Source organism: Stenotrophomonas sp. C9D9, assembly GCF_056491205.1.
Genome location: NZ_JBSZIF010000004.1, coordinates 1,380,748 through 1,402,400 on the forward strand (window position 1 = coordinate 1,380,748; position 21,653 = coordinate 1,402,400).

Annotated in this window: 18 protein-coding genes and 1 pseudogene; 10 read left to right on the forward strand and 9 right to left on the reverse strand. The window is 67.6% G+C overall.

Annotated features, from left to right (window positions below; translation table 11 throughout):
* Positions 1-78: 78 nt before the first annotated feature.
* On the forward strand, positions 79-900 hold the full coding sequence (locus tag ACXI0D_RS11755) for an ABC transporter ATP-binding protein (protein ID WP_119007385.1): 822 nt from the start codon (positions 79-81) through the stop codon (positions 898-900).
* Positions 901-951: 51 nt separating this feature from the next.
* Here ACXI0D_RS11755 and ACXI0D_RS11760 read toward each other — a convergent pair whose 3' ends face one another.
* The gene (locus tag ACXI0D_RS11760) at positions 952-2,154 is read right to left on the reverse strand and encodes a DUF4785 domain-containing protein (protein ID WP_049445734.1); all 1,203 of its coding nucleotides are present in this window, start codon (positions 2,152-2,154) and stop codon (positions 952-954) included.
* A gap of 11 nt (positions 2,155-2,165) precedes the next feature.
* On the reverse strand, positions 2,166-3,044 hold the full coding sequence (locus tag ACXI0D_RS11765) for a hypothetical protein (protein ID WP_479642599.1): 879 nt from the start codon (positions 3,042-3,044) through the stop codon (positions 2,166-2,168).
* A 260-nt stretch (positions 3,045-3,304) separates the two neighbouring features.
* Here ACXI0D_RS11765 and ACXI0D_RS11770 point away from each other — a divergent pair, with 260 nt between their 5' ends.
* A complete protein-coding gene (locus tag ACXI0D_RS11770) occupies positions 3,305-4,144 on the forward strand; it encodes an acid phosphatase (RefSeq protein WP_119007386.1) in 840 nt (279 codons plus the stop codon).
* A 186-nt stretch (positions 4,145-4,330) separates the two neighbouring features.
* On the opposite strand, the gene ACXI0D_RS11775 is transcribed toward ACXI0D_RS11770, so the two are convergent.
* The gene (locus ACXI0D_RS11775; protein ID WP_049445741.1) at positions 4,331-6,601 is read right to left on the reverse strand and encodes a TonB-dependent receptor; all 2,271 of its coding nucleotides are present in this window, start codon (positions 6,599-6,601) and stop codon (positions 4,331-4,333) included.
* A gap of 159 nt (positions 6,602-6,760) precedes the next feature.
* Here ACXI0D_RS11775 and ACXI0D_RS11780 point away from each other — a divergent pair, with 159 nt between their 5' ends.
* Together ACXI0D_RS11780 and ACXI0D_RS11785 are read left to right on the forward strand one after the other, a co-directional pair.
* A complete protein-coding gene (locus tag ACXI0D_RS11780) occupies positions 6,761-7,774 on the forward strand; it encodes a TIGR00266 family protein (protein ID WP_119007387.1) in 1,014 nt (337 codons plus the stop codon).
* Between the two features lie 183 nt (positions 7,775-7,957).
* Entirely contained in the window at positions 7,958-8,950 is a 993-nt protein-coding gene (locus tag ACXI0D_RS11785; protein ID WP_014035442.1) for a patatin-like phospholipase family protein, read from the forward strand.
* A 39-nt stretch (positions 8,951-8,989) separates the two neighbouring features.
* On the opposite strand, the gene ACXI0D_RS11790 is transcribed toward ACXI0D_RS11785, so the two are convergent.
* On the reverse strand, positions 8,990-9,475 hold the full coding sequence (locus ACXI0D_RS11790) for an Lrp/AsnC family transcriptional regulator (protein ID WP_049446786.1): 486 nt from the start codon (positions 9,473-9,475) through the stop codon (positions 8,990-8,992).
* A 125-nt stretch (positions 9,476-9,600) separates the two neighbouring features.
* On the opposite strand from ACXI0D_RS11790, the gene phhA reads away from it, so the two are divergent.
* On the forward strand, positions 9,601-10,494 hold the full coding sequence (gene phhA / locus ACXI0D_RS11795) for a phenylalanine 4-monooxygenase (RefSeq protein WP_119007388.1): 894 nt from the start codon (positions 9,601-9,603) through the stop codon (positions 10,492-10,494).
* A 104-nt stretch (positions 10,495-10,598) separates the two neighbouring features.
* Here the strand turns inward: phhA and ACXI0D_RS11800 are convergent.
* Positions 10,599-11,655: pseudogene (locus ACXI0D_RS11800) on the reverse strand (LacI family DNA-binding transcriptional regulator).
* 250 nt (positions 11,656-11,905) lie between these two features.
* Between ACXI0D_RS11800 and ACXI0D_RS11805 the strand changes: the two are divergent.
* The 4 genes from ACXI0D_RS11805 to ACXI0D_RS11820 all read left to right on the forward strand — a co-directional run bounded on the left by ACXI0D_RS11805 (position 11,906) and on the right by ACXI0D_RS11820 (position 14,888).
* Complete coding sequence (locus ACXI0D_RS11805; RefSeq protein ID WP_479642600.1) at positions 11,906-12,487, forward strand: cysteine dioxygenase family protein; 582 nt, start codon at positions 11,906-11,908, stop codon at positions 12,485-12,487.
* 117 nt (positions 12,488-12,604) lie between these two features.
* On the forward strand, positions 12,605-13,243 hold the full coding sequence (gene eda / locus ACXI0D_RS11810; protein WP_119007389.1) for a bifunctional 4-hydroxy-2-oxoglutarate aldolase/2-dehydro-3-deoxy-phosphogluconate aldolase: 639 nt from the start codon (positions 12,605-12,607) through the stop codon (positions 13,241-13,243).
* Positions 13,244-13,339: 96 nt separating this feature from the next.
* A complete protein-coding gene (adhP, locus tag ACXI0D_RS11815; protein ID WP_014035436.1) occupies positions 13,340-14,368 on the forward strand; it encodes an alcohol dehydrogenase AdhP in 1,029 nt (342 codons plus the stop codon).
* Between the two features lie 127 nt (positions 14,369-14,495).
* Entirely contained in the window at positions 14,496-14,888 is a 393-nt protein-coding gene (locus ACXI0D_RS11820) for a hypothetical protein (protein WP_014035435.1), read from the forward strand.
* Positions 14,889-14,959: 71 nt separating this feature from the next.
* Here the strand turns inward: ACXI0D_RS11820 and ligD are convergent, their stop codons facing one another.
* From ligD to ACXI0D_RS11835, 3 genes are all read right to left on the reverse strand, one after another.
* The gene (gene ligD, locus ACXI0D_RS11825; protein ID WP_049446797.1) at positions 14,960-17,452 is read right to left on the reverse strand and encodes a DNA ligase D; all 2,493 of its coding nucleotides are present in this window, start codon (positions 17,450-17,452) and stop codon (positions 14,960-14,962) included.
* A gap of 3 nt (positions 17,453-17,455) precedes the next feature.
* Positions 17,456-18,376, reverse strand: coding sequence for a non-homologous end joining protein Ku (gene ku, locus ACXI0D_RS11830; RefSeq protein ID WP_049446799.1), 921 nt, complete (start codon positions 18,374-18,376; stop codon positions 17,456-17,458).
* A gap of 154 nt (positions 18,377-18,530) precedes the next feature.
* Positions 18,531-18,929, reverse strand: a complete 399-nt coding sequence (locus tag ACXI0D_RS11835; protein ID WP_071228659.1) for a hypothetical protein — start codon at positions 18,927-18,929, stop codon at positions 18,531-18,533.
* 147 nt (positions 18,930-19,076) lie between these two features.
* Here ACXI0D_RS11835 and ACXI0D_RS11840 point away from each other — a divergent pair, with 147 nt between their 5' ends.
* Positions 19,077-19,421 (forward strand): hypothetical protein, encoded by a 345-nt coding sequence (locus tag ACXI0D_RS11840; protein WP_071228660.1) that lies wholly within the window; start codon positions 19,077-19,079, stop codon positions 19,419-19,421.
* 77 nt (positions 19,422-19,498) lie between these two features.
* Here ACXI0D_RS11840 and ACXI0D_RS11845 read toward each other — a convergent pair whose 3' ends face one another.
* A complete protein-coding gene (locus ACXI0D_RS11845; protein WP_049446802.1) occupies positions 19,499-21,589 on the reverse strand; it encodes a TonB-dependent receptor family protein in 2,091 nt (696 codons plus the stop codon).
* Positions 21,590-21,653 lie beyond the last annotated feature (64 nt).

A 21,653-nucleotide genomic window follows, 5' to 3' on the forward strand; every position in this document is an offset into this window, starting at 1 on the left:
ATGAATCCCATCGCCATCCGTGGCACCGTTCACAGTTGGGGACCTGAGTTGTCGAGCCTTGATCCACGCGCCAGCGCCATGACCGCCGCCCCGCCCGTCGCGGAGCTGCCCCCCTTGATCGAACTGGACCGCGCCACCGTGGTGCGCGGCCAGGTGAAGGTGCTGCACGGGCTCAGCCTGCGCATCGCGCAGGGCCAGCACACCGCCCTGCTAGGCCCCAACGGCTGCGGCAAGTCCACCTTCATCAAGCTGATCACCCGCGAGCTGTACCCGCTGGCCCAGGGCGACGGCACGGTGGCGGTGAAGGTACTGGGCCAGAACCGCTGGCAGGTGGACCGGCTGCGCTCACAGCTGGGCATCGTCACCGGCGACCTCAGCAGCAACCTGGCCGACATGCCCGGGCTGACCGTGGAACAGGCGGTGCTGTCCGGCTTCTTCGCCAGCTACGTGGTGCCGGCCTTCCGCGAAGTGACCGCCGACATGCGCACGCGCGTCGGCGAAACACTGGCGATGACCGGCGCCCTGTCCCTTCGCGAGCGCGCCTATGCCGAGCTGTCGGCCGGCGAAACGCGCCGCGTGCTGATCGCGCGCGCGCTGGTCAATCGGCCGCAGGCACTGCTGCTGGACGAACCCTCCACCGGGCTGGACCTGGTCGCCCGCGAGCAGCTGGTGGCGACCATGCGGGTGCTGGCGCAGCAGGGCATCACCCTGGTGCTGGTGACCCACCACATTGAAGAGATCATTCCCGAGATCGAGCGGGTGGTGCTGCTGCGCGATGGCCGCGTACTGGCCGACGGCACCCGCGCCGAGCTGCTGCGCAACGAACCGCTGTCGGCGGTGTTCGACGGCGCGATCACGGTGATCGAGCAGGAAGGCCGGCTGACCGCGTATGCGGGGTGATCGACATGCGCAGTGCAGCGGGCCGGATATCCCGGCCCACTGCACCCTCGCTCAGAACTTCAGCGCCAGCGCACGCGACTCGATCGGCGCCATCCGGCTCTGGTCCTGAAGCTGCAGGTCGCGCAGCTCATACGGCGCACCGAAGCCGACCGGCAACGCAGCCTGGTCGAACGGCAGCACCAGCTGGCCTGCGCCCGGGCCATCGAACCACGCGGCCGCATGTGCCTGCGCGACCGGCTTCAACTGGCCATCGCGGGCCGTGGCATACAGCGTGCCCCGCGCCTCATAGCGTCCGGCCGCTGCTACCTGCAGCGGCAGCGCCACCTGGCGGCTGGCCGGGTCCGGTGCCGCCTGGCCGCTGAAGCGCGCGGTCGGCCGTGCCACCGCGAAGGCCACCTTGCCATCGCGCAGCACGCCATCGGCCTGGGCGAACACCTGCAGTTCCCATAGGCCCTGCACAGTGCCGACATCGGCCGGGATCCGTACCTGCGCGCGCAGGCTGCCATCGGTGGTGCGCAGCAGGCGCTGCGGCCAGCTGCGGCCATCCGGCGCGACCAGCAGGGCTTCACCGCCCAGGCCGCCACGACGCGATGCCAGCTGCGCGGTGGTGGCGCCGTCTTCCAGCAGGCGTGCCTGCAGCTGCACGTTGCCACCGGCCAGCACCTGCGCCTGGTTGGCCTGCACTTCCAGCCGCAGCGGGCTGTTCGGCTCCAGCACCTGCACCACATAGCGGCCCTGCGCCTGCGTGCTCTGCAGGGTGTACGCACCGGCCGCACTGGTCGCGCCGGTGCGCAGCATGCTGCTGCCATCCCCCACCGGCATGCCGGCATCCTGCAGCGCGCGCGCATCGACGCTACGCGCCACGCTGCTGCGGCCAGCCGGATCGCGCACCTGCAGGGTGTTGGCCGGCACTGCGCGGGCACCTGCGGCCGGGCTCAGCTGGATCACCGCATCGGGCGCCGTCAGCGGCAGGTCCAGGCCGCGCTGCAGCTGCGTGCCATCGACCTGCTGCCAGTAGCTGCGGCTGACCGAGGCATACGGCGTGGCCGCCTGCAGCGGCTGTGCCGGGTCCAGCGCCCAGGCAAACGACAACGGTGCGTGTTCGCTTTCATCAGCCGGCAGCGGCGCGGCCACCAATGCGGCAGGCACCTGATCGCCTGCACGGGCGGCCTGCAGCGGCTGCGCGGCCTGCGCCGTGGACAGGGACAGCACGGCCAGCACCGCACTGGCCAGCAGAGTGGAATGGTTCGTCATGGTCGTCTTCCTCACTGGGCCAGGTCGGTGCGCAGGATCGTGCCGAGGCCGAAGCACTCGCGGCGGCTCTGGTTGTGGCTGAGCGGCTCGGCATCCTTGGTGCGCTGCTTGTCGGTGAACCAGGTGGTGCCGGCGGCCTTCTGGCTGCTGCACTCCAGGAAGCCATCGGAGCAGGACGACAGCCAGTTCTGGGTGAACTCCAGGCCGACATTGGCGGCGTAGCCACCGCAGTAGCTGTTGCTGTCCCACACCGCCGATTCCACGTCGCTGCCGACCACGGCGCGGAACGGTTTGGGCAGCGCCGGGCGACCTGCGGTGCCGTACAGGTTCTGCGCGTTGTAGGTGGCCATGCTCGCCACCTGCTGCTGGCGCACGGCGTCGTTCTTGTAACCCAGCAGCCAGCCCAGCGAGGTTTCGAAGGTGTTGCCGTTGAGCACCGCATCGGCCAACGGCGTGCCCGCCGAAGACGGTGCCAGTGCGTTGACCTTGCGCACCGTGCGGATGATCTTCGGATAGCGGCTGTCGTAGGTCGGGTTGGACAGGATCCAGCGCATCACGTTGCCGCCGTTGGAGTGGGTGATCACCACCAGCTGGGTGATGCCACGGCTGGCGATGAAGCTGGTCAACTGGTTGGCCAGGCAGCCGGCGGCTTCCGGCTTCCACATGTACTGGGTGAAGTCACAGTTGATGACGACGTAGTTGCTGCTGTTCGGCAGGCCCTGGCGCACGGTGTCGATGATCGCCGGCTGCCAGTAGTCCTGGGTGGCATTGGTCTGCGCGCCGGTGCCATGCACGAAGGCCACGCCAACCACGTCGGCGGCCTGCGCTTGGGCGGTTGCCAGCCCGAGGAGCAGGGCCAGGACGGTACTTCCTGTTGCGGTGCTGCGCATCGCTTCTCTCCCTCTGTCAGCGGATCCCCCCGACCCGGCTGGAACTGGACGGCCTGTCGATCACCGTTGTGCCGATGCTCATGGCGCAGCCGTGTGAAAGTCCGTGCGCTGCGCCCGGATTCAGGAGACTGACGACAGTCGATGACGTTTTTCATACCGCTCCGATGACCATGCCGGGTCTGGCCGTATGACCGATGGCCACTGCGGTGTCGTATGGGGGCTGCGATCATGGCGCGATGTTTTCTGCCCGGAGCCTGCCCATGTCGCTGATTTCCCACCCTGCCCGCCCGCTGCTCGGCCTCGCCGTCGTCGCGGCCCTGGCCGGTTGCGCCGCCACCGCCGCCAAGCCGACCGCTGTCGAAGCCAACATCACCACCAAGGCGGTGGGCTATCTCGACAAGAGCGCGGTACCGGCCAGCCTCGACCTGGTGCCGGCACCACCGGTCGCCGGTTCGGCCGCCCTCGCCCTGGACGAACAGGTCAGCCGTGAAGCCCGCGCGCTGCGTGGCAGCCCGCGCTTCGCCCAGGCCGGCGTCGATGCCGAACTCGGCTTCCCCGAAGGCGCCAACCACTTCTCCTGCGCCGCCGACATCGACGTCGATGCGGTGAAGAGCCCGGCGCTGTACCGACTGCTCGAGCGCAGCCGGATCGATGCCAGCGCCGCCACCAAGGCGGCCAAGAACCACTACCAGCGCCCGCGCCCGTTCATGGTCAACGGTGAGCCGACCTGCTCGCCGAAGGACGAGGAAGGCCTGCGCAAGAACGGTTCCTACCCGTCCGGCCACACCTCGATCGGCTGGGCCTGGGCACTGATCCTGTCGGAGATCGCGCCGGACCGCGCCGATGCCATCCAGGCCCGCGGCCGCAACTACGGAGAAAGCCGCCTGGTGTGCAACGTGCACTGGCAGAGCGACATCCTTGAAGGCCGCTTCATGGGCGCCGCCGCCGTGGCCCGCCTGCACGACAACGCCGCGTTCAACAAGGACCTGCTGGCCGCACGCAGGGAAATCGCTGCCGCGCGCAAGGCCGGCCTGCACTCCAGCCGCGACTGCGCGGCCGAGAATGCTGTGCTGAAGATCCGCCCGCAGAGCGCGCTGTAAGCGGCGATCCGGGTCAGAGCCCTTCCCTTCGGAAAGGGATCTGACCCCAGCGCGGAATGCCGATGCCATCGGGGTCGGATCCCTTTCCGCTGGAAAGGGCTCTGACCCCATTCGGCAACGATGGGTGTAAAGCAGAGGGCCGGCATTGCGCCGGCCCTTCTTCATTGCATCAACGCAGCAACCGCATCAGAACTTCGCGGTGAATTCCACGCCCCAGGTACGCGGCTCGTTGAGGAAGCCGGTCAGGTTGTTGAAGTCGATCGCGCCGACCACGCGGGTCTGGTTGGTCAGGTTGCGGCCGAACACCGCCACGTCGTACTGGCCGTAATCCCAGTTGTAGCCCAGGCGCAGGCCGCCTTCCAGCGAACTACGGCCGCGGAATTCCGGCGACTCATAGATGAAGAAGTTCACCGCGCTGCGGTAGGCCCAGTCAGTGTAGGCGTACAGCTCGCTGCCATCGCTGAGCGGGAAGCCCACGCGCAGGGTCGCGTTGTGGATCCACTTCGGCGCCTGCGGCAGCGGGTTGCCGTTCACCAGCGCATAGGTCTGGCCGTTGATCACCGTGGTCGGGTCGGTGATGGTGCAGCCACCGCCACAGATCGCCACCGCCAGGTTCTTGTCCTTGATCTCGGTGTCGTTGTAGCTGCTGCCGAAGGTCAGCAGGACGTTGTCGGCCAGGTAGGCCTCCAGGTCCAGCTCGACGCCCTGGCCGATGGTCTTGTCGGCGTTGAGCAGGGTGGCGGTGTTGTTGGTGCCGCCCACTGCGATCAACTGCTGGCCATCGACGTTGTAGCGGAACACGCTCAGGCCCAGGCGCGCGCGGCGCTCGAACAGATCAGCCTTGATGCCGGCTTCGTACGAGATCACCTTCTCCGAATCGGCCTGCGACAGGCCCGGCGCGAAGGCCAGGCGGCCCTGGATCGACGGCGCGCGGAAGCCCTTGGCCACGCGGGCATAGGCGTTGATGTCGTCGGTCAGCTTGTAGACGCCGCTCAGATCCCAGCTGACGTCGTTGACGTCGGTGTTGGCCAGGTACGGGCCACTGACCGGGGTGCCGAACGGAACGGCCTGCAGCACGCTGGCGCTGAAGTCCTTCTTGTCCTGGGTGTAGCGCACGCCGGCACGCAGCTTGAAGCGGTCGGTGACATCGAAGTCACCCGAGGCGAACACCGCCCAGGCCTTGTTGCGCTGGTTCTGCACCACGTGGCCGGTCTGCGGATTGCCCGGGGCCAGCGAGTCGTAGTTGAAGTTGTTGATGGTCACGTCTTCATCGAAGTAGAAGACGCCGGCCTGCCAGTCGAAGCGGCCCCACTCGTTGGACTCGATGCGGAATTCCTGCGTCCACTGGCGATGGTGCGGCAGGCCGTCAGCCGACTCCGACGAGAACGGGATGAAGCCCGGGCCGTAGTTGCCGGCGCCGAGGAACGCCGCACCGTAGCCACCGTCGATGTCACCGCGGTTGAGCGATTCGGCGGTTTCGTAGCCGGTGATCGAGTGCAGCGTCACCGAGCCGAGGTTCCACTGCAGGCGCGCGCTGCCGCCCCAGGTCTTCAGGTCGGAGAAGTTGACGCCGTCGTTGGCCACCTTGTCGCGGTCGAAGTTCTCGACCAGCGAGTTGCCACCCTTCTCGATGATGTTGGCGCGGAACAGGCGGGCGGTGCCGTTGAGCTTGCGCTTGTGCAGGTTGAACAGCGCTTCGAAGTCGTCGCCTTCGTACAGGAACTGCACGCGGCCGGCGGCTTCGTCGTAGCCTTCGAAGCCGCTGTTGGGGGCGCCGACACGGGTGTTGTCGACCCAGTCATCGCGGCGCTGGTAGATCGCCGAGACGCGTGCCGACCAGCGGTCGGTCAGCGGGCCGCCGTAGGCGCCCTGCACGTTCCAGCTGTTGTAGCTGCCGTAGCCGACGCGGATGTAACCATCGGCATCCTGCGACGGACGCGCCGAATCAAACTTGACCACGCCAGCCGGCGTGTTGCGGCCGAACAGCGTGCCCTGCGGGCCACGCAGCACTTCCACGTTGGCCAGGTCGAACAGCGGGAAGCCCTTCAGCAGCGGGCTCTCCTGCACCACGTCGTCGTACACCAGCGACACCGGCTGCGATGCATTGAGATCGAAGTCGGTGTTGCCCAGGCCGCGGATGTAGAAGCGCGGGAAGGCACGGCCGTAGGACGACTCGATGTTGAGGCTGGGCACGCGTGCGGCCAGGAAGCGGATGTCATCGCCGGCCGAGCCGAGCACATCCAGCTTCTCGCCCTGGATCGCGCTGACCGCGACCGGCACGTCCTTGGCGTTCTCGACGCGGCGCTGCGCGGTCACCTGCAGGGTGTCGAGGGCAACCGGATCCTTGGCAGCGGGGGTTTCCTGGGCGGCTGCTACCAGCGGCAGCAGGGCGGAAAGAGCGGCAACGAGGGGGCGCGCGACCGGAAATCGGCCACGGGAAGTGCGGGTCGGGGACATGGCGGTAGGCTGTGTTTGGAGGGGTGGTAAAACGGCGCTACCAGATAATTGTTGCAATACAGCACCTGCCCCGCAAATGCCGGCCGTTCATGGCCCCGTCGCCCTGCCCCCGGTGCGCTCGCTAGACTCGGGGTTTTCCAGCGCCGCGGAGCCACCGCAATGACCCAGTGGTACTTCCATGCCTCCGCCCAGGCCGACCGCGTCGGCCCCCTCGATGACGAGGCCGCGCGCCGCTATGCGCAGGCCAACCCGCGCGCGCTGGCCTGGTGCCAGGGCATGGCGGGCTGGACGCCGACCGCCGAGGTGGCCGAGCTGCGTGCGCCGGGTGCGGGCCAGCCAACCCCGCCGCCGGTACCTTCCAACACCGCCGGCAATCGTGCCGACGATATCGAATTCCGCATCGTCGGCCATGAAATGCAGTTCGTGGAGATCGAGCTCGACCCCGGCGAAAGTGCGGTGGCCGAGGCAGGCGCGTTGATGTTCAAGGACGCCACGGTGCAGATGGACACCGTGTTCGGCAGCGGCGCCGCCAGCAGCGGCGGCCTGATGGACAAGGTGATGGCCGCCGGCCGCCGTGTGCTGACCGGCGAGAGCCTGTTCGCCACCGTCTACACCCAGACCGGCCACGGCAAGGGCAAGGTCGCCTTCGCCGCGCCCTACCCCGGCACGGTGCTGGCGATGCGCCTGGACCAGCACGGTGGCCGCCTGATCTGCCAGAAGGACAGCTTCCTGGCCGGCGCACGTGGCGTGCAGATCGGCGTGCAGTTCCAGCGCAAGATCATGACCGGCCTGTTCGGCGGCGAGGGCTTCATCATGCAGAAGCTGGAAGGCGACGGCTGGGTCTTCATCCATGCCGGCGGCTGCGTGATCGAGCGCGAGCTGGCCGCGGGTGAACGCCTGGACGTGGATACCGGCTGCGTGGTGGCCTACCACTCCAGCGTGGACATGGACGTGCGCCGGGTGGCCGGCATCAAGAGCATGCTGTTCGGCGGCGAAGGCGTGTTCCTGGCCACGCTGACCGGCCCGGGCAAGGTCTGGCTGCAGTCGCTGCCGTTCTCGCGCCTGGCCGGCCGCATGTGGATGGCCGCACCGCAGGGCGGCGGCCAGAGCCGCGGCGAAGGCTCGGTGCTGGGCGGCCTGGGCCGGATGCTGGACGGCGACAACCGGTTCTGACCGCCTCCGGTAGTGCCGGCCGCTGGCCGGCAACCCCGTGGACCGTTGCCAGTTTCCCAATGGTTGCCGGCCAGCGGCCGGCACTACCTTTATGAATAGGGATCTCCCCCACCCTGCCCGCCCCGCCACAGCTTCGGTATGCTGGCGCCCTTTCCTGAATCCGGCGCCGCGAGCGCACTGCCGATGAGCCTGTTCCGCCCCCGCATGCTGCTGTCCGTCGCCCTGATCGGCCTGCTGGCCGGCTGCGGTGGCGACCCGGTCCGTCCCACGCCGCCGCCGGCGCCGACCGTGGTGCCGCAGGCCAAGCCGATCAAGATCGGCATCGCTCTCGGTGGTGGCGCAGCCAAGGGCTTCGCCCACATCGGCGTGATCAAGATGCTGGAAGCCAACGGCTTCGAGCCGGCCGTGGTTTCCGGCACCAGCGCCGGCAGCGTGGTCGGTGCGCTGTATGCCAGCGGCATGGACGCCTTCCAGATGCAGAGCAAGGCGGTCGCGCTGGACGAAGCCAGCATCCGCGACGTGCGCCTGTTCTCCGGTGGCCTGGTGCAGGGCCAGAAGCTGCAGGACTACGTCAACGAGCAGGTTGCCAACCGTCCCGCCGAGCGCCTGAAAAAGCCGTTCGCCGCCGTCGCCACGCAGCTGGAAACCGGCGAGCGCTCGATCTTCGTGCGCGGCAACGTCGGCCAGGCGGTGCGCGCGTCGAGCAGCATTCCCGGTGTGTTCGAACCGGTGAAGATCGGTGGCCGCAACTACATCGACGGCGGCGTGGTCAGCCCGGTGCCGGTGGATGCCGCGCGCCAGCTCGGCGCCGACTTCGTGATCGCCGTGGACATCTCCAGCAAGGCCAGCGGCAAGGCACCGACGGACATGCTGGGCATCGTCAACCAGTCCATCTCGATCATGGGCCAGCGCCTGGGCGAGCAGGAACTGGCGCGCGCCGACATCGTCATCCGCCCGAAGGTGCTGGACATCGGCGCCGCCGATTTCAGCCAGCGTGGCACCGCGATCCTGGAAGGTGAAAAGGCCGCGATGGCGGCCATGCCGCAGATCCGCGCGAAGATCCAGCAGTTGCAGCGCGCGCGCGCCGCAGCAGCAGCACCGGCGCCGGTGGCCGCACCGAAGTGCGAGGAAGCTTCGCGCCTGGGTAAGCTGATGGGCCGCAAGGACAAGTGCTGATCCGTTGATGCCAGGCCACCGGGCACGCCTGGTGGCCGCTCAGGGCTCCAGCTGCGACAACGGCAACGCCTGGAAGCCTTTCACCGTGCGCAGCACGAAGCTGGAATTGGCATCGGCCACGCCACCGGCGTTGAGCAGCCGGTCCAGCAGGAAGTGCGAGAAATGCTCCAGGTCGCGCACGTAGACGTGCAGCAGATAGTCCATGTCGCCGGTCAGCGCATGGCAGGCCACCACCTCATCCCAGCCCTGCACGCTGTCCACGAAGTGGCCGATGGCGGCCTGGTCGTGCTTTTCCAGCTGCACGCGCACGAAGGCCTGCAGGCCGAGGCGCAGCTGCCGTGGCTCCAGCCGCGCGCCATAGCCGACGATCACGCCCTCGCTTTCCAACCGCTGCAGGCGGCGCAGGCAGGCCGAGGGTGAGAGGTTCACCCGTGTCGCCAGCTCGGCGTTGGTGGCGCGCCCATCCCGCTGGATTTCAGCCAGCAGGCGTATATCCGTGCGATCGAACTGGACTTCTCCGGCCATTGTTGCCCCGCAACATGGTGAGTACGCAAGGATATTGCGCCAACAAGGCCAATCGACGCAACTTTTGCAACCCTGTTGCGCGCCCCCTGCCCTAGCATCGTGGGTATCCCGTCAAGGAGTGCCCCATGGACCTCGCCCAGCCCCGCCGCGTCGAACACCAGCAGACCGACAAGGGCTACGTGCCGGTGTATACCACCGCGCTCGTCGAGCAGCCGTGGGACACCTACAGCGCCGACGACCACGCCACCTGGAGCACGCTGTACCAGCGCCAGCGCGAGCTGCTGGTCGGCCGTGCCTGCCAGGAGTTCCTGGATGCACAGGACGAGATGGGCATGAACGCGCACATGATTCCGCGCTTCGACCAGCTCAACGAAGTGCTCGGCGCCGCCACCGGCTGGACCCTGGTCGGCGTTGAAGGCCTGCTGCCGGAACTGGATTTCTTCGACCACCTGGCCAACCGCCGTTTCCCGGTGACCTGGTGGATCCGTCGCCCGGACCAGATCGACTACATCGCCGAACCTGACCTGTTCCACGATCTGTTTGGCCACGTGCCGCTGCTGATGAACCCGGTGTTCGCCGACTACATGGAGGCGTACGGCCGTGGCGGCGTCAAAGCCCACGCGATCGGCCCGGATGCGCTGCAGAACCTGACCCGCCTGTACTGGTACACGGTGGAGTTCGGCCTGATCGATACGCCCGACGGCCTGCGCATCTACGGCGCGGGCATCGTGTCGTCGAAGGGCGAATCGCTGTACTCGCTGGAATCGGCCGCGCCCAACCGCATCGGCTTCGACCTGCAGCGGATCATGCGCACCAGGTACCGCATCGATACCTTCCAGAAGACCTACTTCGTCATCGACAGCTTCGAACAGCTGATGCAGGCGACGTCACCCGACTTCACCCCGATCTACGCGGCACTGGCCGACCAGGCGCATCTTCCGGCCGGTGAAGTGCAGGGCGATGACCGCGTATTCCAGGCCGGCACGGGCGAAGGCTGGGCCGACGGCGGCGACGTGTAAGCGCGCAACGCACACCGCTTCGCACTGGAACGGCGCACCCTGGTGCGCCGTTCTCGTTTCCACCGGCCTGCACCGTTGCCACGGCGCAGGCGAGGGCAGGGCACTCAGCCGTCCACGGCCCGGCAGGAACCGCGCACCATCAGCTGCGGATGCACGCTGGCCGCAGTCGGCGCCTCCGGTACGTCGGTCTGCACCAGCATCGCGGCAGCCATGCGGCCGATGTCGGAGACGTGGCGGCGCACCGACGTCAGCGGCGGCCACAGCCGCGACGCCAGCGGGCTGTCGTCGTAGCTGACGATCGACAACTGCTGCGGCACCGCGATGCCCGCGCGCAATGCCACCTGGTAGACGCCAGCGGCCATTTCATCGTTACCGGCGAAGATCGCACTGGGGCGTTGTCCGCCCATCAGCAGCCGCTCGGCGGCATGCACGCCCGACTCGAACGTATCGCCCGCTTCCAGCACGCGTTCACCCGGCAGGGTCAAGCCGACCTGGGCCAGCCGATCGAGGAAGCCATGGGTACGCTCGCGTGCGCTACGGCGATCCCCCGGACCCGCAATCACCGCGATATCGCGATGGCCCAGCGAGAGCAGGTAGCCCGCAGCCGCAGCGGCACCGTCGCGATCGTGGGTGACCACCGCCTGCACGTCTTCCTCCGATGCATGCGCATTGATGCGGATGTAGCGGCAGTCGATCGCGTCCAGCATCTGCGCCAGCGCCACCGACTCGGAGGCGCGCGGGCCAAGGATCACGCCATGCAGCTTCTGCTGCTGCACGAAGCGGCGCACGCCGTCCGCACAGTCCGCATCCTGGCTGTTGCACGGGTGCACCACCAGCTCATAGCCGGTGCCGCGCAGCGCTTCCAGCGCGCCGTGCTGCAGGTCGACAATGCATTGGGCGCCGGGGTCGTCGTACACCAGGCCGATCAGGAAGGAGCGGCGGAACGCGAGTCCGCGCGCCAGGGGGTCGGGCACGTAACCGACCTCGCGCATCAACGCCTCGACCTTGTCGCGGGTGTCTTTGCGCACCAGCGGCGAGTTGTTGATGATTCTTGAAACCGTTTTCTTGGATAACTCCCGACAGTCGTGCGATGTCGTTGATCGTGGCTGCCTTGCCCTTCGATGCCGGCAACGCGGCATCGCTAATATTTCGCACTGACATGTATAGAACCAGGTAAGTCGGAGAATTCTAGCCTTGCGCCCGTCGGGCGCGAAGTTGCGGAATGTCGCAGCGGATCTGAAACGTGTCGTGTTCGACACGTTCTGCTGCGCGAGGTTCCATTGTGATCGCTCTACTGCCTCTGCATCTGAACCGTTCTTCCGCGCGTGTTCACCCTGAATGCGGACGCGACGCACGCGAACGCCAACATTCCCTTAACCATGCTCCGCTACAGTCAGGTGCATGGACCTGCATGACCTCTCCGTTTCCGCCGTTCCGTGGCCGCGACCGGTTGATCGCCGCGGTCGACGCGGCGATGACCTCCGGTGATGCCGGGCGCATCACCGCCGACCTGCAGCTGGCGCTGCAGGAAGCCATAACCGACAGCCGCATCGAATTGCCCGAATGCGTGCATCGGCCGGTCAGTGATCATTACGCGCGACGTCCGCTGTACCACAGCCGCGAACACGGCTACAGCGTGATTGCCATGAGCTGGGGCCCAGGGCAGGGCACGCCGCTGCACGACCACGATGCCATGTGGTGTGTGGAGGGAGTGTGGTTGGGCGAGCTGGAGATCACCCGTTACGAGTTGCTGGAGCGCGCCGGCGAGCGCTGGCGTTTCCACCGCCACGCCGCGCTGCGCGGGGGCTGCGGCAGTGCCGGCAGCCTGATCCCGCCGCACGAGTACCACACCCTGCGCAACGCCAGCGATGACGCGTTGGCGATCTCGGTGCACGTGTACGAGGCGCAGATGGAGCGCTCGGCGGTGTTCGACCCGCTCGGCGGCGACTGGTACCAGCGCCGCATCCAGGCACTGCAGGCCGACCCCGCCTGAGCCAGGCACGGGGGCAGGGTGCTGCCAGCACCTTCGCGATCCACGTGGCATCATGCGCCGCTGCGCTGCCGGACCCGGCAGCGATCCGCGATGCCCGGTCGGGCAAGGAGCAAGACGATGTCCAGCGCTGATCCGCGCCTGCGCGCGCTGTTGAAGCTGGCACCGGTGATCCCGGTGTACACCCCCGAAGATGTGAATGAAGCGGTCGACGTCGCCCAGGCGCTGTTCCGTGGCGGCCTGCCGGTGATCGAGGTGACGCTGCGCACGCCGCAGGCGCTGGATGCGATCAAGGCGATGGTCGAGGCTGTGCCGGATGCGGTGATCGGTGCCGGCACCGTACTCAACGCCACGCAGATGCACGCAGCGAAGCAGGCCGGTGCGCGCTTCGCGGTGTCCCCGGGTGCAACACCGGCGCTGTATGCGGCCGCGCGTGATGCCGACCTGCCGTACCTGCCCGGTGCGGCCACCGCCTCGGACCTGATCCTGGGCCTGGAGCACGGCCACGACACCTTCAAGTTCTTCCCGGCGGTGCAGGCCGGTGGCGCTGCGCTGCTGGCGGCCTGGCACGGCCCGTTCGCCGATGTGCGTTTCTGCCCGACAGGTGGCATCAGTGCGCAGACCGCGCCGCAGTTCCTGCACCTGCCCAACGTGCTGTGCGTGGGCGGCTCGTGGCTGACCACCCCGGCGCTGCTGCAGACCCGCGACTGGGATGCCATTGAACGCCTGGCCCGCGAGGCCTCGGTGCTGGCCAGCTGAACCCGCTCCACGAATCTTCAAAGGTTTGATCGTGATCAAAGCGCCGGCCTCGTGCCGGCGTCATTCTGTGGGCAAGCGCACTACGGAGATCCGAACATGAATTCGACCATGAAGGCCGCTGTCGTGCGTGAGTTCGGCAAGCCACTGGTGATCGAGGAAGTCTCGGTACCGCGCCCGGGGGCGGGCGAGGTGCTGGTCAAGATCGAGGCCTGTGGCGTCTGCCACACCGACCTGCACGCCGCCGAGGGCGACTGGCCGGTGAAACCGAACCCGCCGTTCATCCCCGGCCACGAGGGCGTGGGGCACGTCGTGGCCGTGGGAGGCGGGGTAGGGCACGTCAAGGAAGGCGACAGGGTCGGCATCCCCTGGTTGTACTCGGCGTGTGGCCATTGCGAACACTGCCTGGGTGGCTGGGAAACGCTGTGCGAGACACAGCGCAACACCGGTTACTCGGTCAACGGCGGCTTCGCCGAGTACGCACTGGCCGATGCCAACTATGTCGGCCTGCTTCCGAAGGACGTGGGCTTCGTCGAGATCGCGCCGGTGCTGTGTGCCGGCGTGACCGTCTACAAGGGCCTGAAGGTCACCGACACCAAACCCGGTGACTGGGTGGCGATTTCCGGCATCGGTGGCCTGGGCCACATGGCGGTGCAGTACGCCCGCGCGATGGGCCTGAACGTGGCTGCGGTGGATGTGGACGACAACAAGCTGGCATTGGCCCGGCAGCTTGGCGCGCAGATCACCGTGAACGCGCGTACCACCGATCCGGCCGCCTTCCTCAGGAAGGAAATCGGCGGCGCGCACGGTGCGCTGGTCACCGCGGTGTCGCCGAAGGCGTTCGAGCAGGCGCTGGGCATGGTCCGCCGTGGCGGCACCGTCTCGCTCAACGGACTGCCGCCCGGTAACTTCCCGCTGGACATCTTCGGCATGGTGCTCAACGGCATCACCGTGCGTGGCTCGATCGTCGGCACCCGGCTGGACCTGCAGGAGTCGCTGCAGTTCGCGGCCGAAGGCAAGGTTGCGGCCACGGTCAGCACCGACCGCCTGGAAAACATCAACGACGTGTTCGCGCGCATGCATGCGGGCACCATCGAAGGCCGCGTGGTGCTCGATTTCGCCGCCTGACCGCCTGTGCATGGCCGCCGTCGCTCCGTCCCCCTCTCCCACGGACGCGGCGGCCATGCCGATCCATCGGTAGTGCCGGCCGCCGGCCCGCAACCCCAGGCACTTCGCGCCGCCGTACAATGCGCGCATGCCCGGCCTGCTCAAGACCCTGTTCCTGTCCATCGTCGCCCTGATCGGCGGCGTGCTGTCGCTTGCGCTGGTCAGCAGCGTCGCCAGCTGGCTGCCTCCGCTGCTGGGCCTGTCGCCGGACAACAACAGCGTGCAGCTGGGGTGGGATCTCACCTTCAGCGTGCTCGGTGGCATCGCGGGCATTTCCTTCGCCACCTATTACGCCCCCTGCTGGCCGCGTTCGCATGGCTTCTCGATCTGGTCGCTGATCGCGCTGGGCTGTGGCTACGCAATGTGGACGGCCGGTGCGGATTTCCCGTTCTGGTTCGTCATTTCGCTGCTGGCATCGCTGCCGCTGCAACTGCTGGTCGGCTGGTGGTTCGGCCGTCGCGCCTCGCGCGATCCGCGCTGAGCGCATACAGGTAGTGCCGGCCGCTGGCCGGCAACCTCGGCCATCCTGCTGTTGCCGGCCAGCGGCCGGCACTACCGCTTCAGCGACGGCAGCGTCTGCTTCAACCGCTCGATGCCCTGCCAAGGGTCACCCTTCAAGCGCTTCGCCCTCGCCAGCGCCTTGCCCATGGGAAATGCGTCGGCGGCACTGATACGAGCCAGCTCCTCCCAGCGCAGTGGCACTGCCACACCGGCGGAATCGCGCGCGCGCAGCGACCACGAGCACACGCTGGTGGCCCCCCGGGTGTTGCGCAACCAGTCGATGAAGATGACGCCACGGCGCTTGGCCTTGCTCATCGTCGCCACATAGCGATCAGGTTGCTCCTGTGCCATTGCCTGCGCAAAGGCTTCGCAGAATGCCTTCGCCTCGTCCCAGCCAGCCTTGGGCTGCAGCGGTACCACCACATGTACGCCCTTGCCACCGGACAGCCGCACGAAGCTCTCGAGACCTGCCTGCTGCAGGCGGTCACGCACATCGCGTGCACCGGCTTTCACCTGTGCCCAGCTGACGCCGTCACCAGGGTCGAGATCGAACACCAGTCGATCCGGATGCTCCGGGTCGGCCACGGTCGCACCCCATGGATGCAGCTCCAGCGTGTTCATCTGCACCAGCTGCAGCAGGCCCCGCGCATCGTCGATATAGACATAGTCCTCGCGGCCGCTCTTCTGCTGCAGGGGCACCGCATGCACCGCGTCACCCAGGCCGGGGCCATGATGCTTCTGGAAGAAACAGACCTTGCCCACCCCATCGGGGCAGCGCAACAGTGACAGCGGCCGTCCGGCGATCTCGGGCAGGATCCAGCGCGCCATGCGCCGGTAATAGTCGGCCACGTCGCCTTTGCCTAGTCTCTGCCTGGGAAACACCACCCGCTCCGGATGAGTGATCTGGACCTCGCCTCCGACTTCATCATCTGCCGTTGCTGTGCTCATTCCCAGGTCCTCCTTCTGCTTGTCGCTGCGCAGCCGCTTGAAACTGGCCTGGCGCAGCAGGCCTTCCTTGCCCCAGCCACGGAACGCCACTTCCGCCACCGTCACTGGCTTCACCCAGCGCACGCTGGCGGCGCGGAACGGTACATGCGCCGGAAGCTGCAGCACAGGCGTCTTTACTGCCAGTGGCTGCAGTGCCTTGAGCAGCGCGCGCAGGTTCTCGTCATCGAAGCCGGTACCGACGCGGCCAACATAGCGCAGGCCCTCCTTGTCCGGCGTTGCCAGCAGCAACGATCCGAAGCCCACGCGTGAACCCTTTGGCGCCGTATAGCCGACGATCACGAACTCGTCGGTGTCTTCGTGCTTCACCTTCACCCAGCTGCGGGCGCGGGCGTTCACGTACGGCGCGTCCACCTGCTTGCTGACGATGCCTTCGAATCCCGCCTCGCCACTGGCATCGAACACCTGCGGGCCGTGGTCGATCACATGTTCGCTGAAGGCCAGGATGCCCGGCATGGGTCCGATGAGATCCTTCAGCAGCGCTTTGCGTTCCAGCAATGGCGCACGACTGATGTCCGCGTTGGCCACACCCGGAAGATCGAACACGATGTAGCGCAGTGGTTGCTTCGAGCTTCCATCGATCACGCGCTGCAGCGCTGCGAAATCGCTGCGCCCTTCCGGGTCCAGCACCACCAGCTCACCGTCCAGGCGCGCATCACGCACCGGCAGCGCCCGCACGGCCTGCACCACCTCGGGAAAATCATCGGTCCAATCCAGGCCATTGCGTGAGCGCAGCTTCACCTCGCCGTCATGCAGATCGGCCAACAGGCGATAGCCGTCCCACTTGATCTCGTGCAGCCAGTGCGCGCCGTCCGGCGCACTGTCGCGATGATCGGTCAATTGCGGTTTGAACCCATGCGGGTAGGGCGCGTCACGTGCGCCGTCCAATTTCAGCGCGCGCGCATGCCAGCGTGCATCGGCCTTGCGGGTAGACGTGCGTGCGGCCGGCACAGCACGCCCTGTCTTCCCCGCAGTGCGCTTCATCACTGCGGATGCGCGCTCGGGCGCGGGCGCGCCCAGCAGATCGTCTGCTTCGGCGTCGCGCGCTTCCTCGTCACCGCGCTTGATCAGCAGCCACTGTACCTGACGCCCCTTCATTGCCGTGCGCACCAGCTTCCAGCCGCCCGCCAGGCGTTGCCCATGCAGCACGAAGTCGATCTTTCCAGCGGCCAGCGCCTGCAGTGGATCGCCTTCACAGGCCCAGGTGCCGTGATCGAAGACATCCACGTGGCCAGCACCATAGTGGCCTTCAGGAATGTCTCCTTCGAAACCGGCGTAGGACAGCGGATGGTCTTCCACTTCCACGGCCAGCCGCTTCTCACCGACACGCAGCGAAGGTCCCTTCGGCACCGCCCAACTCTTCAGTACACCGTCCATCTCCAAACGGAAGTCGTAGTGGCGCGAACTGGCATGGTGCAGCTGGATGACGAAGATCGGCCGCCGCTTGGGATCAGCACGTACAGGCGTTTCGTCAGGTTCCGGCGTCTGCCCGGCGCCACCTCCAAGTCGGCGCTTGCGCCTGTACTGGTGCAACGACATGGCTCAACCTGCCTTGCGCCGTGGTGCGGTCTTCTTTGCAGCCTTCTTCGTCGCCTTTTTTGCGGCCTTTTTCACCGTCGACTTTGTGGCTGCCTTGCGCGTTGCGGTCTTCTTCGCTGGCGTACGTTTGTTCGCATCAAGGCTCTTCTGCAGCAGCGCCATGAAATCAACCACATTGGTGGTGGCGTCCTCGCGTGGTGCGGGCTCATCTTCCACCCGGGTGGTGCCGCCCTTGGACTTGATGCGCTTGTTCAACACCTGCTGCAGTCGCTCGCGGAACTCGTCGTGGTATTGGGATGGGTCCCAATCACCGGCCATCGACTCGATCAGCTGCTCTGCCATTGCCGTTTCCTTGCTGCTGATGCGGTAGTCGGAGAGTTTTCCGGTGGGCAGCTTGTAGTCCTCGGGATCCACCAGTTCCTGCGGATAGCGCAGGATCATCAGCACCAGCGCGTCCTCATGCGGCATCACCGCGCACAGGTATTCGCGCGTGCGCACCACCACCCGTGCGATGCCCACCTTGCCGGTGCTGCGCAAGGTCTCGCGCAGCAGCACGTAGCCCTTTTCGGCCTTCTTGCCGGGTACCAGCAGGTACGGTTTCTCGTAGTAGCGCGGGTCGATCTGCGCCGCATCCACGAACGATTCCACTTCCACCGCTTCGTGGCTTTCCGGTGCTGCCGAGCGGATATCCCCTTCCTCCAGCACGACATAGCTCCCCTTGTCGTACTCGTAGGCTTTGACGATATCCTTCCACGGCACTTCCTCGCCGGTATCGGCATTGACCCGCTCGAAGCGGATCGGTTTGCGGTCGCGCGAGTCAAGCATGCGGAACTGCAGGTCGACCTTGCGTTCGCCTGACATCAGCGACACCGGCACGTTGAGCAGGCCAAACGACAGCGTGCCGGTCCAGATCGGGCGGGCCATGGGTGCACCTTTGATGGGGCAGGGTGCCCAGCGTGTTCCGGGCGGTGTAAACCGGCCGTGTCGATGTCGTGCAGGTGGCTTCTACGGAAAACGGTAGTGCCGGCCGCTGGCCGGCAACCACAGCACACCCGCGCGTGTACGCAGAACCCCAGCGTTACTGCAGCAACGGCCTCACTGCCGCCGCCGGAATATGGTCCAGCGCACGCCAGGCGTCTTCCACCACCGGCCGCGCCTGTGACCAGCCCAGCCGCGACTGCCCGCGCATCTGTTCCCAGTGCTCGGCCAGTTCCTCGCAGGTATCGGCGGCGTCACCGCGCGGCCAGTCGGCAGCATGGGTGGTCAGCGCGAAGGCATAGACCGGGCACAGATCTCGCCAGTTGCGATGGCTTTGCCCGCGACGTTCCTCGTAGTCAGTGAGCATGTATTGCAGGTAGTCCTGGGCCACCGCCTGCGGATCCTCATGGCGACGCGTGCGGCGCTGCGCGGTGCGCTGGCCAAGCGGATCGAGCAGGGCGTTGAACACGGACGGTGCGGGTCGTTCAAGACGGGGCATGGCCGGCTCCTGCAGCGGGGGCGGGTGGGCAGGAATACGCGCGGTGCCGTTACCGGGGGGTGAGCGAGATGTTCATGACGCCAGGTTCGCGGTGGCTTTACCTGTGGCGCGGTGTAGTGGGAACCCCCGAGCGCAGGTAGCCAGACCATGAGCCGAGAGACCTCCCGCGATCCGCTGCGCGCGAACCATCCGCCCATTCCCGGCGAGCAGCGCGGCAAACATGATGCCGACAATGCCGACTACCGCGGCACCGGCGCGCCGTTCTTCGATGCCGGGCACGCCGGAGAGCATCTGCCGGTGAAGCACGAGGCTGAACAGGCAGCCCAGGACCGCAAGGACGGCGGTGACCGCCATCGCGGCGGCCAGGAAAGCCCGCTCAAGCGGCGCGAACGCAAGCAGCGCGCCAGCGACAACCAGGACGAGGCGCTGGAGGAGACGTTCCCGGCCAGCGACCCGACCTCGCCCTTCGTGCCGGCCAAGGCGCCTGACTGATGGGTAGTGCCGGCCGCTGGCCGGCACCTTGAATACCCGAGGCGAAGCGATGCCGGCCAGCGGCCGGCACTACCCTCCTAGCGCCACGACCATTGCAGGCCGACGTTGGCCCGCCGTCCTGGTCCCGGCTCGTAGAAGCGCCCGTTGCCATCGTTGACGATCACCGAGCCGATGTAGGCCTGGTCCAGCACGTTCTCCAGCCGGGCGAAGGCGCGCAGCTCGCCACCCGGCAGGGTCCAGCGACGGCCGGCTTCCAGATGCAGCAGGGCGAAGCCGGGCGCGCGTTCGGTCGCCACGTCGTTGACCACGGTATCGCTGCTGGCGGCGGCCTCCAGCGCCCACTGCCACTCGCCGGGTGACCATTGCAGCCGGGCGAAGGCCTGCTGGCGCGGTACCCCGGGAAGGCGGCTGCCGGCAGCAACCAGGGTATTCGAGGTCAGGTACGGCGAACGCACCTGCGCCTGCAGCCAGGTCCACGCCAGCTGCAGCTCCAGCTGCTCGGCCAGCGGCTGGCGATACTGCAGTTCAACCCCCTGGCGGCGGGTGCGGCCGATGTTGCGATAGGTGCTGCGACCTCCGTTGTTGCTGGCAACTGCCAGCTCATCGTCGGTATCTGCGCGGAACAGGCTGACATCAAGCTGGGTTCCATCCTGTGCGCGCCACTTGCTGCCGACCTCCAGGCTGCGGCTGCGCGCCGCCGCCAGATCCAGCGCCAAGCCCGCCTGGCCGTCGGCGCGATAACCCAGCTCGTTGAAGGTGGGTGTCTCGAAGCCGCGGCCCACGGCGGCATGCAGGCGCCACTGCGGGCTGGCCTCGAAGCTGATCCCGGCCACCGGCGTGGTCGCCTGGTAGCGGCGGCGGCCACTGTCATCGGGGTTGGCGCCGACGATGTAGCGGTCGTCGGACGCGAAGCGCACCGCGCTGTGGCGCACGCCGGCCAGCAACGACCAGCGCGGGCTCCACTGCCACCAGGCCTGGGCGAACTGGTCCACGTTCTGCACGGTGTCGATCTGGTCGCGGCGCAGGCGCCCGCGCACACCCAACGTACTGCCGATGAAGTTCTCGAAGCCGGTGCGGTGCTGGCGCTGCCGGTCCGCGCTGAGCCCGGCCACCACGTCCAGCGGCCGGCCGACGAGGTCGCCGTGCCAGCCCCAGCGCGCGTCCAGCCCACCATAGCCGCCCTCCAGATCGATCACCCCGCCGGCATGCAGTGGGTTGGCCTGGGCAGCCGGCGGAATCGGCAGGTATTGGGTCACCGCGCGCTGGCCGGCATAGCCCATCAGCTGCCAGCGCTGCGCCCCGGTCTCCCGGGTCCAGCGCAGACCGGCCTGCTGCTGGCGCACCGATTTGCGGGTGTTGTACTGGTGCGCCACGGCGGTGGCCTGGCGCGGATCCGCCGCCACCTGGGCACGGCTCAGGCCCAGCGGGTCCTGCGCATCGGGGGCATCCAGCGCATTGAGCAGCAGCTCCAACCGCCCACCGCCCAGATCACCACCGATGCGCGCATTGAGCGATTCACGGCGCGCGCGGCTGTGGTCGCGCCAGCCATCGGTGCGGAAGTGGTTGGCGGCGATGTTGTAATCCAGAACACGGCCGGCACCCTTCAGTTGCGCGCCGACGCTGAGCGTGTTGTCGGCACCGGCATTGAGCCGCAGCCGCCACGGGTCGCCGGGCTGGCCCTGCGCGCTCCACACCTGCAGCACGCCGCCGGAGGAATTGCCGTACAGCGCCGAGAACGGCCCGCGCAGCACCTCGATGCGTTCGGCGCCCAACAGGCTGGCGTGCGACAGCTGGCCCTGGCCGTCGGGCATGGTCGCCGGTACCCCGTCGATCAATACCCGCACCCCGCGCACACCGAAGGTCGAGCGCGCACCGAAGCCACGGATCGACAGCTGCGTGTCCTGCGCGAAGTTCTGCCGGTCGCGCGCGACCAGGCCCGGGACCCCGGCCAACGCCTCGGACAACTGCGCGCCGGCGCCGGCGCGGCTGGCATCGATCCAGACCGTATCCAGGCTGGCGGGCAGCGCGAACGGGTCGATGCCCGGCACCCGCGCAGCCTGCACCTGCACGCTGGGCAGGGCGGTCGGTGCGGGCTCGGCCACGGCCGCCCAGGGCGACAGCAGCAGGGCGGACAACGGCAGGCAACGGCGGCGTGCGGCAGGATTCATGATTCAGGTTGATGGATCGGGCGGCAACGCACGCCATGGTACGGGGCCGCGGATGACGATGGCG